General features: G+C 41.3%; 14 protein-coding genes. 4 read left to right on the top strand and 10 right to left on the bottom strand.

Annotation, left to right across the window (positions count from 1 at the left end; all coding sequences use genetic code 11):
• The gene (locus R1T16_RS11210; RefSeq protein WP_317501197.1) at positions 1 to 2,667 is read left to right on the top strand and encodes an AsmA-like C-terminal region-containing protein; all 2,667 of its coding nucleotides are present in this window, start codon (positions 1 to 3) and stop codon (positions 2,665 to 2,667) included.
• A 240-nt stretch (positions 2,668 to 2,907) separates the two neighbouring features.
• Here R1T16_RS11210 and R1T16_RS11205 read toward each other — a convergent pair whose 3' ends face one another.
• Complete coding sequence (locus R1T16_RS11205) at positions 2,908 to 3,705, bottom strand: DUF2797 domain-containing protein (RefSeq protein ID WP_317501196.1); 798 nt, start codon at positions 3,703 to 3,705, stop codon at positions 2,908 to 2,910.
• Between the two features lie 40 nt (positions 3,706 to 3,745).
• Here R1T16_RS11205 and R1T16_RS11200 point away from each other — a divergent pair, with 40 nt between their 5' ends.
• Both R1T16_RS11200 and R1T16_RS11195 read left to right on the top strand, forming a co-directional pair.
• Positions 3,746 to 5,281 (top strand): GH3 auxin-responsive promoter family protein, encoded by a 1,536-nt coding sequence (locus R1T16_RS11200; RefSeq protein WP_317501195.1) that lies wholly within the window; start codon positions 3,746 to 3,748, stop codon positions 5,279 to 5,281.
• A 74-nt stretch (positions 5,282 to 5,355) separates the two neighbouring features.
• On the top strand, positions 5,356 to 5,532 hold the full coding sequence (locus R1T16_RS11195; RefSeq protein WP_317501194.1) for a hypothetical protein: 177 nt from the start codon (positions 5,356 to 5,358) through the stop codon (positions 5,530 to 5,532).
• A gap of 283 nt (positions 5,533 to 5,815) precedes the next feature.
• Here the strand turns inward: R1T16_RS11195 and R1T16_RS11190 are convergent, their stop codons facing one another.
• From R1T16_RS11190 to R1T16_RS11175, 4 genes are all read right to left on the bottom strand, one after another.
• Positions 5,816 to 6,106 carry a hypothetical protein gene (locus R1T16_RS11190; protein WP_317501193.1) on the bottom strand — a complete coding sequence of 97 codons (291 nt, stop codon included), beginning with the start codon at positions 6,104 to 6,106 and terminating at the stop codon, positions 5,816 to 5,818.
• An 85-nt stretch (positions 6,107 to 6,191) separates the two neighbouring features.
• The gene (locus R1T16_RS11185; protein WP_317501192.1) at positions 6,192 to 6,779 is read right to left on the bottom strand and encodes a hypothetical protein; all 588 of its coding nucleotides are present in this window, start codon (positions 6,777 to 6,779) and stop codon (positions 6,192 to 6,194) included.
• Between the two features lie 25 nt (positions 6,780 to 6,804).
• Complete coding sequence (locus tag R1T16_RS11180; protein WP_317501191.1) at positions 6,805 to 7,200, bottom strand: hypothetical protein; 396 nt, start codon at positions 7,198 to 7,200, stop codon at positions 6,805 to 6,807.
• A gap of 48 nt (positions 7,201 to 7,248) precedes the next feature.
• The gene (locus R1T16_RS11175) at positions 7,249 to 8,088 is read right to left on the bottom strand and encodes a DUF5694 domain-containing protein (protein WP_317501190.1); all 840 of its coding nucleotides are present in this window, start codon (positions 8,086 to 8,088) and stop codon (positions 7,249 to 7,251) included.
• A 160-nt stretch (positions 8,089 to 8,248) separates the two neighbouring features.
• Here R1T16_RS11175 and R1T16_RS11170 point away from each other — a divergent pair, with 160 nt between their 5' ends.
• On the top strand, positions 8,249 to 8,614 hold the full coding sequence (locus tag R1T16_RS11170; protein WP_317501189.1) for a hypothetical protein: 366 nt from the start codon (positions 8,249 to 8,251) through the stop codon (positions 8,612 to 8,614).
• A 66-nt stretch (positions 8,615 to 8,680) separates the two neighbouring features.
• Here R1T16_RS11170 and R1T16_RS11165 read toward each other — a convergent pair whose 3' ends face one another.
• From R1T16_RS11165 to clpP, 5 genes are all read right to left on the bottom strand, one after another.
• The gene (locus R1T16_RS11165) at positions 8,681 to 8,821 is read right to left on the bottom strand and encodes a hypothetical protein (RefSeq protein WP_317501188.1); all 141 of its coding nucleotides are present in this window, start codon (positions 8,819 to 8,821) and stop codon (positions 8,681 to 8,683) included.
• Between the two features lie 5 nt (positions 8,822 to 8,826).
• Positions 8,827 to 9,492, bottom strand: a complete 666-nt coding sequence (locus R1T16_RS11160) for a hypothetical protein (RefSeq protein ID WP_317501187.1) — start codon at positions 9,490 to 9,492, stop codon at positions 8,827 to 8,829.
• Positions 9,493 to 9,635: 143 nt separating this feature from the next.
• The gene (locus R1T16_RS11155) at positions 9,636 to 11,747 is read right to left on the bottom strand and encodes a glycoside hydrolase family 97 protein (protein ID WP_317501186.1); all 2,112 of its coding nucleotides are present in this window, start codon (positions 11,745 to 11,747) and stop codon (positions 9,636 to 9,638) included.
• A gap of 457 nt (positions 11,748 to 12,204) precedes the next feature.
• A complete protein-coding gene (clpX, locus tag R1T16_RS11150; RefSeq protein ID WP_317501185.1) occupies positions 12,205 to 13,437 on the bottom strand; it encodes an ATP-dependent Clp protease ATP-binding subunit ClpX in 1,233 nt (410 codons plus the stop codon).
• Positions 13,438 to 13,510: 73 nt separating this feature from the next.
• A complete protein-coding gene (gene clpP, locus R1T16_RS11145) occupies positions 13,511 to 14,185 on the bottom strand; it encodes an ATP-dependent Clp endopeptidase proteolytic subunit ClpP (RefSeq protein ID WP_317501184.1) in 675 nt (224 codons plus the stop codon).
• Positions 14,186 to 14,251 lie beyond the last annotated feature (66 nt).

Here is a 14,251-nt window from a genome sequence, read left to right as displayed (position 1 = left end):
ATGGTTAAGAAGATTTTAAAATGGACCGGTATTGTACTTCTGGTCATTATTATTGCACTGGCGGCAGCGCCGTTCTTATTTAAAGACAAGATCAAAGAACTTGTCCTGAAAACGATTAACGAAAATGTAGATGCTACTGTTTCGGTTGAGGATGTAAGCCTGAGCCTTTTCAGGAGTTTCCCTAAAGCTAACGTTACCATAGAAAAACTGAGCGTTATAAACAAAGCACCATTTGCCGGCGATACGCTTGTGTACATGGGCGAAGTTGATCTTGATATATCGGTTAAAGAACTGTTTAAGAGCGATGGCGAACCAATGAATATTGAGTACATAGGCACGAAGAACGGTATCGTGAACATACTTTTTAATAAAGATGGCATAGGTAACTTTGATATTGCAATTAAAAGCAAAGAAGAAAAACCAGCCGAAGCTAAAGAAAGCAAACCTTTTGCGCTTAATATGCAAAAGTATAAAGTGGAGAACCTTCGCTTTAAATATGCCGATGCCCGTTCAGGAATAAGTATGGTTATAGACAGCCTTAACCACGAAGGTAAAGGAAACATGGCTGCTAACAAGCTTGACCTTGACACCAAAACCACAGCAAAGCTTTCGCTTAGCATGGGCAAAGCCAACTACATGAAAAATGTTGCGCTTAGCCTTGATGCGGTATTGGGCCTTGACCTTGATAAAAGCATTTACACGTTTAAAAACAATAAGGCACTCATCAACCAGCTGCCGCTTGAGTTTGACGGTACGTTTGCCATGGTAGAACAGGGACAGCAGATAGACATTACGTTTAAAACACCAACCTCATCGTTCAAGAACTTCTTAGGATTGGTTCCGGAAGCTTATTCAGGTAACCTGGCATCGGTTAAGACCGAAGGCGATTTTACCATAAACGGTAAGGTAAACGGACTGAATGGCGATAATTCGATTCCGAAATTCAACGTTGCGATAGCGTCTAACAATGCATCGTTTAAATATCCTGACCTGCCAAAATCGGTTCAGAATATTGTTATTGATACCAAGATCATCAATGAGACCGGAGTACTTAACGATACTTATGTTAACCTTGATAAATTGTCGTTCAGGATAGACCAGGATACATTTGATGCAAGCGCTACAATAAAGAACATTATAGAAAATGCACTTGTAGATGCCAAGATAAAAGGTACAGTTAACCTTGCTAACGTATCTAAAGCCTATCCTGTAAAACTGGATATGCCGCTTTCTGGAATCCTGAAAGCTGATGTTGAAACGAAATTCGACATGAAATCGGTAGAGACAAGCCAGTACGAGAAAATACAGAACAACGGTACCATAAGCCTTAGCGGATTTACATACGCAGGCGAAGGATTGGCTAAGCCGATAAAAATAAACATGGCAAGCGTTCAGTTTAATCCAAGCCGCATTACGCTGAGCCAGTTTAATGCTGTAACGGGAGGATCTGACATTGCTGTTACCGGTACGCTTGATAATTTCTATGGTTTCGTTTTCAGGGACCAGACGCTTAAAGGTAACTTTAACATGAATTCTAACAGGCTGCTTGTTGCTGATTTCATGGCTCCTGAAGCGCCTAAAACGACAACGACAAAAACGACAGAGCAGGGTTCTGAAAAAACAGAAACCAAAAAGACAACAACAGCGTCTGACGCAGTTAAGATCCCGGCTTTCCTTGACTGTACCATTACGGCTAAAGCCGGTACTGTGGTGTATGACAACCTTCAGCTTAGTGATGTATCAGGAAAAATGATCATTAAAGATGAAGCGGTAACGCTGCAGAATGTTAAGACTTCGATCTTTGGCGGACAGATAGGAATGAACGGTACTGTATCTACCAAGGCGAAAACGCCTACGTTTGACATGGACCTTAACCTTAACAATATAGATATCACCCAGTCGTTTAACCAGCTGGAAATGCTTAAGGCCATTGCACCTATTGCGGGTGTGGTAACGGGCAAAATTAATACGGCCATTAAAGTGAATGGTAACCTTGACTCTAAAGAAATGACACCTGACCTGAATTCGCTTTCGGGAGACCTTGCAGGAAGCCTGGCGCAAACAGCGATAAATCCTGAGAATTCGAAATTGCTTTCGGCACTTACCTCTAACGTGAAGTTCTTAGACCCAAAAAAGATTGACCTGAACAAAAAGATCAACCTTACATTTGATAAAGGCAAAGTGATCATCAAGCCAATTGATCTTAAATACCAGGATATTGATATAAAGATTGACGGTACACACGGTTTTGACCAGAATATGGCTTATAACGTAGCATTTGATGTGCCTGCGAAATACCTGGGCAATGATGTAAACAAACTGCTTACCTCTATAAAATCTGACCCAAGTAAGATAAGCGTTCCGGTAAATGCCATCATCTCGGGTAACTTTAAAAACCCTAAAGTAAGCACCGACCTTGGCAAGGCTGTAACCAACCTTACTACGCAGCTTGTAAAACAACAAAAAGACAAGTATGTAGACGAGGCTAAAACAAAAGGTGCCGATGCCCTGAACAAACTGCTTGGCGGTAACAAAACAAGCACAGATACAACCAAGACTGCACCTAAAACCAACGCCGAAACCCAGAAACAACTGGAAGAAAAAGGCAAGGAAGCAGCCGGTAAAGTACTGCAGGGACTGTTCAAGAAGAAAGAGAAGAAAGAGTAAACAGTCGCAGTTTTCAGTACAACATGTCATTCTGAACGCAGCAAAGCGGAGTGGAAAATCTCATATAATATAAAACGCCTGATGAAATTTCATCAGGCGTTTTATATTATAGTTTGTCATTTCCACCGAAGCGATAGCGCAGTGGAGACCCAAGGGCTATGCCCGACCGGCGAAGCAAATCTCAATCGGGATTTTTCGACTCCGTTGCACTTCGCTAAAAATGACAGAAGCGTAAACTATTTACACATTTATCTGCACCACAAAGCCCTCATACGAGCGCACGTTGAAAACAGTGCCGTCTACAAACAAAAGGTACTGCCCTTTTATACCTGCCAGTTTGCCTGCATAGTTGGGTGTAGTGGTAAGGTTAAGGCTTGCGCTTACTTTTTTTGGATATTGCAGTACAGGGTAATCTAACGTGTATAATTTTTCGGGAGTGGTGTCAAAGTATTGCTGCACCTCTTCAGGAAGCAGCGATCGTATCTCATTTCGTTTTGATAGGAGGTCAATCTCGTTTACCTCATTTAAAAGCATTTTTTTCCAGTTGATCTTATCCGAGAAATGGCCTTTAAGTGCAACCTCTGTTATACCGGCAAGGTAACGGTTAGGTACTTCTACTAATGGCGCTGCCCATGATGCCCCCTGATCTATCCAGCGGGTAGGCACCTGTGTTTTTCGTGTCACCCCTACCTTCATGTCGCTTGCAGCAGCAAGGTAAACAACATGGGGCTGCAATTGTACCTTTGTTTCGTACTCCAGGTCACGGTCGGCAATGCCAAGGTGGGCTGTGCTCAGCTCAGGGCGCATGATCCAGTCGCCCGCCGAAGCAGAACTGTAGAAACAATCATAACAAAATCCCTGGCGGTAAATTTTCTTTTTTTTATTGCAGTTAAGGCACTGAAATCCCATGAAGTTTATATCTATATCCTTGCCCAACAGCTGGTTCATATTTAAGAAACTGTTTTCAAAAACAAGGTAATATTGTATAGGGCTTCCCGCCTCTGTTTGCATTTTTGTTAAAACCCCTTCGTATTGCATGGAAAATTTAGTATTTTTATGGGCATAAAGATACTAAAATATGGCATTGCCAATTATCAATTCCATTGCTTCGTGGATACTTAAAAAGCGCATTCACCAGATAGAATTGTTCCTGAAATACCCTAACGAGGTTCAGGAAGAGTTGCTTATGAGCCTGATACGCACCGCTGAGGGTACATCCATAGGCAGAAAATACGATTTTGCATCGGCAAAAAACTACAGGGCATTCGCCGAAAGGGTACCCGTTTCTACCTATGAGGACCTCGAACCGATAATAGAACTTACCCGCAAAGGTGAGCAGAATGTCTTTTGGCCCACGCCAATAAAATGGTTCGCCAAATCGAGCGGGACGACCAATGCCAAAAGCAAATTTATTCCCGTTAGTGCTGATGCATTGGAGGACTGCCACTACAAAGCCGCGAAAGACCTTTTATGCCTGTATCTTAACAACAACGAAGAATCGCAGCTCTTTACAGGTAAGTCGCTTCGCCTTGGGGGCAGTAAACAGCTCTATGCAGACAATAACTCTTTCTTTGGCGACCTTTCTGCTATCCTTATAGATAACATGCCTATATGGGCAGAATTCAGCAGTACACCCAGCAATAAGGTATCGCTTATGAGCGAATGGGAAACCAAACTGCCTGCCATCGTAAAAGAGACCATCAATGAGAATGTAACCAGCTTTGCCGGTGTACCGTCGTGGATGCTCGTGCTTATGAACCGCGCCCTTGAGGAAACCGGTAAAACCAATCTTATGGAGATATGGCCTAACCTGGAGGTATACTTTCACGGCGGCGTAAGCTTTGAACCGTACCGCGACCAGTACAAAAAGATACTGCCTAAAGCCGACTTTAAATATTACGAGATATACAACGCTTCCGAAGGGTTCTTTGCCATACAGGATTCTAACGACAGCAACGAACTGCTGCTGATGCTGGATTACGGCATCTTTTACGAATTTATCCCGATGGATACGTTCGGTACGCTGAACCAAAGGGTAATTCCGCTGGCAGAAGTACAGGTGGATAAGAATTATGCCATTGTGATCACGACCAACTCCGGCCTGTGGCGCTACATGATAGGCGATACCGTTAGGTTTACATCTGTTAATCCGTACCGTATCAAAGTAACCGGAAGGACCAAGCACCATATCAATGTTTTTGGTGAGGAACTGATGGTAGAAAATACCGACAGTGCTATTGCCAAAGCCTGCAAGATTACCGGGCATGAAGTGATAGACTATACTGTTGCCCCTGTGTTTATGGAAGGCCGCGAAAAAGGCGCCCATGAGTGGATCATTGAGTTTAAGGAAGCCCCGGCGGACGCCGACCATTTCCGTACCGTACTGGACGAAACATTACAGACGTTAAATTCTGATTATGAAGCAAAACGCTACAATAATATGACCCTTAACCCGTTAGTACTGAATGTAGCCCGCCCTAAATTATTTTATGACTGGCTTAAGGAGCAGGACAAACTGGGAGGACAGCATAAGATACCGCGCCTAAGCAATGAACGCCATTATCTGGAACAGCTTAAGTCGATGCAGGATAGTTTTACCACCGACCTCGCTTAGACTTTAACAACTACTGTATCAGTAGTTTGGCATTATGTTTGCATATATGTACACGCAAAATGAAAACGATGATAATGAAGAGGAAGTACTTTTTTACACTTGGAGCCGCTACACTATTACTATTAGGTTCATGCGGACCGAAACTGCACCGCTACGGATGCGGGGGAACACGCCGCTGCATAAGCCATGTGGAAACCGCAAAAAATACAGCAGAGAGAATAAAGCAACAGTCTCAGACTAAAGACGTATAATGAAAGCCTCACGGAAAGTGGGGCTTTTTGTTTGACCTCACCCCTATCTCCTCTCCAAAAAAGAGGGGAACCAGGACTGGACTATATTACTCACATCACAGCTGAGTGAAGCTAAGGCCTTAAACTTTGTGGCGTTAAGCAAATTAATCGAATTAGCGTTAAGAAGCATTCGCTGTTTGAGCGAAGCGAGTTCGAATGGTTTAGCTGATTTGGGCAATTTGTAGCCTAAGAAGTTGCAGCCTTGAACTTTTGGTTCTTTGTTTCAAGACAAAAGAACAATCAATTACTTATTACTCAGCAACGAAATATCAACAGTCTTTACGATGGCATCAAAATCGGAGGCAAGGGAGGTGCGTATGGTTATGCTCTTTGGGTTCTCAATATACCTGTCGCTGTTGTAATTCCATAAATACATAGATTCTTCGGTGGCATTCCTGTCGTTAGACGACATAGGCAGTTTGTTGATCTCCTTATAGATATCGTTGCGAAGGTTCGTGAGCAGTTCTTTATCGGTTGCTTTCAGAAATTCAGCAATCAGCTTATTGAGCTGTATTTTTTTTTCGGCTTTTGTCATAATAAATCATTTAGCTAAGTAAGGTACGACATTAAAAAGCGGAACGGGAATAAATAAAAGAAAATGAGAGGGTTGCATTTAAACATCAGCTTAAATAACTATACAATGGTTTCCCAACAACCCACCTGCCATTTACCTTGTTGAAAATGCAAACGTAGCCACTACTGGAAGAGCCAAACCGACAATGTTCTATAGCAACCAACATCTTTGTCCCATCGGCAGAAAATAGCGGAAAGGAAATATCGTAAAATCCTGTTTTGCCATACCTGCTCTCGTACTCTTTCCAAAATGCATTTCGATTTTGTATTAGTTTGTCAAGTTCATTATGCGAAATTATCTTTTTAGCCGTAATTTTATTTTTATCATATACCATATTCTTATATTTCAGAGCCTGTTGCTTAAATGCTTCTATATCTTCTTTTGAAAAATACTTTCGTATTGTTTCCTCCGAAAGAAACGTATCCAGCTTGTCCTCATCGGTTATAGGTATCATAGAAGCCGCAGACGACCTGTCTACCAGGTAACCATACGACGGGCTGCCTTCTGCTTCCCAACCTTTACCTTCCATTTCCCCGATAATCTGATTTACCGCATCGTGCATAACATCCTCCTGTACCGGTTTACTGCAACCAACGAATGCGAAAAGCACTAAAAAAAACAGTACATATTTCATAGTTATTATTTAAGATAGCATGGAATTATTCTTCCACCAACACCACTTTCCAAACATCATTCTTATTTGACAGGAAAATCCTCGTTTCATAAATAGTTGCATCAGGATAAGTTATCTTTTTGTTGATCACATAAATGATTTCGCTTACTTTTTGTAAACCATAAAGTTCAGATTTCAAATATGAAAAATCAGGGAATCCATTTTCCTGAAGACTTTGTGTTAGTCCTAGTTGTAAAAGTTTGGCTGTCTCCTCAAGAAGTAATTCATCTGATGTATCATACTCATATTTTGCCTGATCCAGTATCACTTTAGCTTCCTCCATAAAATCTTTAGAATTGATAATACCTTCCAAGTCGTTATTGGTGTAGGCGCTTTCTAATGAGGCAATCGCTTCTTCGGGTGTGTTATAGGAATAGTTCAATGTTGTAATTTGTTTGATTCAAATATAGAAATTAGGTAAGCCAAAAAACTATTTTAAATACTTAAATATATTTTCGGGCTTGTATTTTGGGCTTCTTTTCAGAAAATCATTAAAAAACGCGGTATGCGTTCCTCCCATTAAAATCAGGATCCTGTCATTTTTATTAACCTGAATCTGGTTCAGGTTCGAGAACATAACCAGGTTCCTGTGATAAAATTTTGCCGCTTCGTTGGCCCCTTCCGATTTTCCTTTGCTCGAAATATAGGTCAGCAAATCAGCGTTGATATTGATAAGGCTCTCTAAATATTGAGGATGATTATTCAGCCTGAAAAGATCGTAAAACGGAATCCCTTTCTCCGGATTCTTTTTCTCGTTCTCATCTATCAACTGCCAGTATTTTGTCGTTGTAGTCTTATCAACCTTGCTTATTACCTGTTCGCCAATATCATAATCGTATCCTTCCTTAAAATCGATGCCGTATAGCTTTTGTGCGCCGCTTAATCTCCCAATCTCGTAAGCAAGAAGCTCTCTTTCGTCAGGGTCTTTAAACTTTTTATCCGGGTGCTGCAGGTAATCCAGATAATCTGCCCTTCTAATTGAATCTCTTTCCGGCAGGCTTTCAATTACAATTATTGTTGGCTTAAATTCGGCCAGCAGTATTGCAACCCTTTTTACGTCCTGCTGGTTCTTTTTATCATTTTCATCAAATTCTGTTGAGTTTGCATCGGTGGTTTCGCCCATGTGGAATGTCGCCACGTTAAGCACCGGCACTGCATCGTCAAATTTATCTTTATATATAGCCTGTTGGTTGTAAGGCAGTTTGGCTGCGCATGAGGCAAGTACCAGAGCTGGCAAAAGCATGGAGAGTCTAAAATAGCTATTCTTCATTGTACGATGAGGTAATTAAAATTGGAATTGGTTAACCAAATATATAAAATTATACCTACAAGATTGTATCGTAGTTCATCTATAGGACGATAAAAAGAACCTATAAAACTGCTATTTTCAAAAAGTATTAAATATGTAACTTAGCACAAAATTACATTACATGCCAAATTACAAAGCCATATTTCGCCTTCCCGGTGGAACCGAACTAAAAGCCGAAAGAGGATATGTTCCTGATGATTTTTTTACTGCCATCCAAAAAATTACCGTTGATGACATCGTAGCTATATTTGACGGCGGGTTTGTCCTTTCTACCGAAATGCACGAAAAACTCAGCGTTCCCGATACCTTTGCAAGTTATGCCATTACCGGACTGAATGCTGCCGAAGGAAAAGATAAAGATCCTGAATTCCACCAGCAACTGCTGGATCATTTAAAAACAGCCAACCATGCACGCCCCATAGAAATTCATTACAACTACCAGATTTTTGTAATGGAGTTTATCGAAGAATCAATTGATGATGATTGATTACAGAAATACAGATAAGACTATGATACCATTGTCTACAAAAGGATTTCGGTTAGATCTTACTATTTATGAACGTTTCTTAAGATCATCTATTCTTTCAATAATAAGCTTTGACAACGTAACACCCGATTTCATTATAAATTCATTATTTAAACCAAGCCCTAATTGCACGTCCATTACTTCAGGATCTTCTGAAATGTCATCCAAAAAAATTAACGAAAATTGATTGCCAAATTGATTGAAACCAAAAAAAGGTTTATTAATAGAATTATTACATAAATAATTGCATCCCTAATTTCCATTTGATAAGCAAATGGATCGCTCCCCAAATCTATTACTGAGCAATAGTTTCCAGCAATATATAACAACTCTCTTAGGGACTTAGGAAAAGGGGTTCCACTATTATAAAGCATCTCCATCTTTACAATATCCCCCATCGCTAATGGCAGATTTGAAAACACATTGAACAACTTCATAGCATTTAAGTCTTCGAGTTCTTTAAGGTATTGAATCACCATCGAAACATTCGCTTCTTCTTTTAAATAACTAACCCAAGCTTCTACAATTTCTTTAAGATGAGTTGTTGGCAACTCAAAGTCAAGCTGCAATGATTCATTAACATATTCCGGAACTTCCATTGACAACTTTGTTACGCCCGATTCTGTAATTACTGAAATCATTCCTTGAGTTGTACCGCATCCTTTTTGATCACTAGCTAACAAATTATTTATACTATTTAGCAACTGACTTGCTCTACTATAGGAATTAAATTCTGTAACATAAGCTGACAGGAGTTCATTAACTGAATGCATCACCCTAAATGACCCATATACATCAATGGTATCAAACCTTATTTCATAATTATTTAGTATATTCATAAAAAATCAAGTTCGTTAAAATTGATCTATTCCAAATATATAAAATTATACCTACAAGGTTATAAAAACCTTGCAAGATAAAAAACTCCGGACGCCATTATTGACCTCCGGAGTTTTACATTTAATCCTTATATAATAAGAAACTATTTTTTCACTTCTTCTTTAATACTAATTGCCGCACCACCGCCCGGAGCCAGTTTCTGGTCAAGCTTGGTTTTGCTGTTTACCTTAATAGTCTTGATGGTATAGCTTTGCGGATTTTTCTCGTAATGTGCATCAGGTCCGTCTGCATAAATGGTCGCTGTATAGGTTTTGCCTTTAGGCAGGTATTCAAACGTAATTTTAGCCGTACGTGCATTTTCATCGTTAATAGCGCCTACATACCACTCCTCTTTTCCTTTTGCCTTACGGGCTATTGTAATATAATCTCCCGGCTCTGCCTCAAGGATATACGACGCATCCCAGTCTACAGCCACATCTTTAATAAATTGGAAAGCATCCAGGTATTTGTTGTAGGTTTCAGGAAGGTCGGCTGCCATTTGCAGCGGGCTGTACATCGTTACATATAGTGCTAACTGCTTAACAAGCGTAGTGTGTACAAATGAAGTATTCTCAGGATTGTAAGCGCTAACTTTTGTTTGGAAGATACCCGGGGTGTAATCCATCGGCCCACCCATTAATCGTGTAAAAGGAAGGATGGTAGTATGGTCTGGGTTGTTTCCCCCAAAGGCTTCGTACTCTGTACCGCGTGCTGCTTCGTTACCTATTAAGTTAGGATACGTACGGCTCAGGCCTGTAGGTCGCACTGCCTCGTGGGCATTCACCATAATTTTATATTCAGCTGCCTTAGTGATAGCGAAGTTGTAGTGGTTGATCATGCTCTGGCTGTAATGGAACTCTCCCCTAGGGATGATATCGCCCACGTAACCGCTTTTTACAGCATCATAGCCATATTGATTCATCAATTGGTAGGCTTTATCCATATGGCGCTCATAGTTAGCCGCTGCACCCGATGTTTCATGGTGCATGATAATCTTAACGCCTTTCGAGTGCGCGTAGTCGTTCAGTTCTTTAATATTAAAGTCTGGGTATGGTGATACAAAGTCAAAAACATACTCTTTAGATTTGCCAAACCAGTCTTCCCAGCCTTCATTCCAGCCTTCTACCAGAACAGCGTCAAATCCGTGTTTTGCTGCGAAGTCTATGTACTCCTTTACATGGGCATTATTAGCACCATGCTTGCCGTTAGGCTTGGTTTTAGAGTAGTCTAGTTCGCCAAGTTTCACGCTTGTAAGGTCGTTATACGCCCATGTGCTTTTGCCTGTAATCATTTCCCACCATACACCTACATATTTTACCGGTTTGATCCATGAGACGTCTTTGTATTTGGTAGGTTCATTAAGGTTAAGTATCAGTTTAGAAGCCAGGATATCAGCAGCTTTATCGCTCACAACCACCGTTCTCCAAGGCGATTGTGCAAATGCCTGCATATAACCTTTATCGCCAATGGCATCGGGTGTAAGCCATGATTCAAGTACCATGTTCTTATCATCAAGGTTAAGCGACATACAAGAGTAGTCAATAAGTCCTGCCTCGTGAATGTTGATATACAGTCCGTCAGGGCTTTTCATCATCAGCGGTGTCTGCAGGCCGGTGTCTGAGAATGGGTGCTGCGAAGCGTTTGGCGTTACTGCCGTTTTCATAAGTCCGCGAACCTCAGACAGTTTAGAGGTCATTGTGCTGTACTCCTGGGTATCATAATCGCCCGGAAGCCAGAATGCTTTGTGGTCTCCCGAAAGGGCAAATTGTGTTTTTTCCTCCTTAATTACAAAGTAGTCAAGGTTTTTTTGTTCCGGGAACTCATAACGGAAACCAAGCCCGTCATTAAACACCCTGAAACGGATATTGATATACCTGCCCTTTTCGGCAGCCTGTGCAAGGGTTACAAGTAATTCATTATAGTTGTTGCGTATTGATTTCTGTTCTCCCCAAACCGGGCTCCAGGTTTCGTCAAAAGTGGCTTGTTTAGTTCCCGATACAGTAAAACCCTCAAGCAGGTCGGTACCTTTTTTAAGGTCAAGCCCTAATTTACTGGTCTTTATGACCGGTTTATTCTTGTAAGTAAGTTGGTAAGTAGGCTCTCCTTTTGCGCTCAGGCCAAAGGTTAGCGAAAGGTTTTTGTCGGGTGATGGGACAGTTTGTGCTCCCGCCAACGCCGCTGCCAATAGTAAAACGGCAGAAAACAAGTTCTTCATAGTATATAGTTTGTCTTTTGAAATGCTAAAGTACCCAATTTCAGCAGATAATACTATAAACACATGACCGAAACCGTTTTCGTGTTGACAACTTTATTTTATATTATCCGGTTTTCGGACTTTTAGATAATTCGGTTTAAAAAATGATTCCCTGATTTTGGTATGGTAAATTTAGCGACTTTAATTACCAAAAAATCACGCCAATTTTGAAAAACCAAATGCGTAACATTAATTTTCAAACCTCTTATTTACAACTAATTATAAATTTTAATTTTACGCAGTAAAACCGCATTTTGAGAACCAAATGCGTAACATTAGGCCATTTTTAGACCATTTCTGTAAGAATTATTTTAAATAAAAATCCTCCGCCGGGGCGAAGGATTATGAAAATTTTATGTTTTAAGATATGCAATATAACACACCCCTAACCCCTCTCAAGAGGGGAACACTCAAACCCTTAAGAAGCCGTTTTTAAACGTTTCAAAAGTGTCCTGTTCAGGTGGTGTTCTACATACTCACTGTCGATATGCAGTTCCTTTTCATCAGAACCCGGCAGTTCATACATTGCTTCGGTTAGGATAGCTTCGCAAAGTGAACGTAACCCTCTGGCACCCAGCTTGTATTCCAATGCCTTTTCTACAATATAATCCAGTGCACTGTCTTCTACGGTAAGGGCAACCTCATCCATAGCAAAAAGCTTAACATACTGTTTTACAAGAGCATTCTTAGGCTCAGTAAGGATAGCGCGAAGCGTTTCCCTGTCAAGCGGATCCATATGTGTAAGTACCGGCATACGCCCGATGATCTCAGGGATAAGCCCAAAATCCTTCACATCTTTAGGGATAATATACTGCAACAAGTTGTCTTTGTCTATGTTATCGGCATTTTTAGACGTGCTGTAACCTACTGCCTGGCGGTTAAGCCTCTTAGAGATAACACGTTCTATACCGTCAAAAGCACCGCCGGCAATAAACAGGATATCCTGTGTATTTACCTCAATAAACTTCTGGTCAGGGTGTTTCCTTCCCCCTTTCGGCGGAACGTTAACCACAGTGCCCTCCAGCAGTTTAAGCAATGCCTGCTGCACGCCCTCACCCGAAACATCTCGGGTAATAGATGGGTTATCGCTTTTACGGGCAATCTTGTCTATCTCATCAATAAACACGATACCGCGCTCTGCTTTAGCCACATCATAATCGGCAGCCTGTAATAGGCGGGTAAGTATGCTTTCCACATCCTCCCCTACGTAGCCTGCCTCGGTAAGTACCGTAGCATCTACAATAGTAAGCGGCACATTAAGCATACGGGCTATGGTTTTAGCAACCAGCGTTTTACCTGTACCTGTCTGCCCCACCATAAGGATATTGCTCTTTTCAATCTCAACACCATCTTCGCCTTGTGCCTGCATAAGCCTCTTGTAGTGGTTGTACACCGCTACAGAAAGCACTTTTTTAGTCTGGTCCTGACCAATAACATACTGGTCAAGGAACGCGCGTATCTCTTTAGGTTTTTTAAGCTCAAGCTCTGCAGATAGCGCCGTTGTGCCCGACTGCTTTAATTCTTCAAGCACAATACCATGCGCCTGCTCAATGCAGCGGTCGCAAATGTGCGCACTAATGCCCGCTATAAGCAGGTTTGTTTCCGGCTTCTTCCTACCACAAAAAGAACACTCTAATACTTCTTTAGCCATTTTAATTATTTTGGTTACGCACCAATAAGACTGGAAACCAGCCTTATTGTTACATAACGCGTAATTTTATTGTTTATTCTCTGATAAGCACTTCATCAATCATTCCGTACTCTTTAGCCTCAGGGGCTTTCATCCAGTAATCCCTTTCGCTGTCTTTGTGCACTTTGTCAAATGTTTGTCCTGAGTGCTTAGAGATGATCTCATAAAGCTCTTCTTTAAGCTTAAGCATTTCACGAAGGTTGATCTCCATATCTGTAGCTACACCCTGTGCACCTCCTGATGGCTGGTGGATCATAACCCTTGCATGCGGCAGTGCCGAACGTTTTCCTGCTGCTCCTGCACATAAAAGCACTGCACCCATAGATGCTGCCATACCTGTACAGATCGTAGCCACGTCAGGCCTGATGTACTGCATGGTATCATACATGCCTAAACCTGCATATACGCTTCCGCCCGGAGAGTTGATATAGATCTGGATATCCTTAGAGGCATCTGTGCTTTCAAGGAACAATAACTGTGCCTGAACGATATTTGCAATCTGGTCGTCTATACCTGTGCCAAGAAAGATGATCCTGTCCATCATAAGACGTGAAAACACGTCAAGCTGGGCAACGTTCATCGTGCGCTCTTCCATGATGTATGGTGTCATGCCTGTAGGCGTAACGCGGCTGATTAGTTTATCGTAGTATAAGTTATTTACGCCATGATGTTTCGTGGCATAGTTTTTAAATTCTTTACCGTAGTTCATAGTTGTTTTTAAAATTTTTGATTGTTTGCATTAAAGAACGAAACGCCAGCCTAAAAAGACTGACGT

This window comes from Flavobacterium sp. DG1-102-2 (genome assembly GCF_033042555.1).
Lineage (GTDB): Bacteria > Bacteroidota > Bacteroidia > Flavobacteriales > Flavobacteriaceae > Flavobacterium.
Note: the sequence above shows the minus strand (reverse complement) of the source record. Positions and strands in the feature narration are given on the sequence as shown.

Excerpts from the sequence above, each read along its gene's own strand:
- R1T16_RS11210 (WP_317501197.1), top strand. The coding sequence starts at position 1 with ATGGTTAAGAAGATTTTAAAATGGACCGGTATTGTACTTCTGGTCATT.
- R1T16_RS11205 (WP_317501196.1), bottom strand. The coding sequence starts at position 3,705 with ATGCAATACGAAGGGGTTTTAACAAAAATGCAAACAGAGGCGGGAAGC.
- R1T16_RS11200 (WP_317501195.1), top strand. The coding sequence starts at position 3,746 with ATGGCATTGCCAATTATCAATTCCATTGCTTCGTGGATACTTAAAAAG.
- R1T16_RS11195 (WP_317501194.1), top strand. The coding sequence starts at position 5,356 with ATGAAGAGGAAGTACTTTTTTACACTTGGAGCCGCTACACTATTACTA.
- R1T16_RS11190 (WP_317501193.1), bottom strand. The coding sequence starts at position 6,106 with ATGACAAAAGCCGAAAAAAAAATACAGCTCAATAAGCTGATTGCTGAA.
- R1T16_RS11185 (WP_317501192.1), bottom strand. The coding sequence starts at position 6,779 with ATGAAATATGTACTGTTTTTTTTAGTGCTTTTCGCATTCGTTGGTTGC.
- R1T16_RS11175 (WP_317501190.1), bottom strand. The coding sequence starts at position 8,088 with ATGAAGAATAGCTATTTTAGACTCTCCATGCTTTTGCCAGCTCTGGTA.
- R1T16_RS11170 (WP_317501189.1), top strand. The coding sequence starts at position 8,249 with ATGCCAAATTACAAAGCCATATTTCGCCTTCCCGGTGGAACCGAACTA.
- R1T16_RS11160 (WP_317501187.1), bottom strand. The coding sequence starts at position 9,492 with ATGAATATACTAAATAATTATGAAATAAGGTTTGATACCATTGATGTA.
- R1T16_RS11155 (WP_317501186.1), bottom strand. The coding sequence starts at position 11,747 with ATGAAGAACTTGTTTTCTGCCGTTTTACTATTGGCAGCGGCGTTGGCG.
- clpX (WP_317501185.1), bottom strand. The coding sequence starts at position 13,437 with ATGGCTAAAGAAGTATTAGAGTGTTCTTTTTGTGGTAGGAAGAAGCCG.
- clpP (WP_317501184.1), bottom strand. The coding sequence starts at position 14,185 with ATGAACTACGGTAAAGAATTTAAAAACTATGCCACGAAACATCATGGC.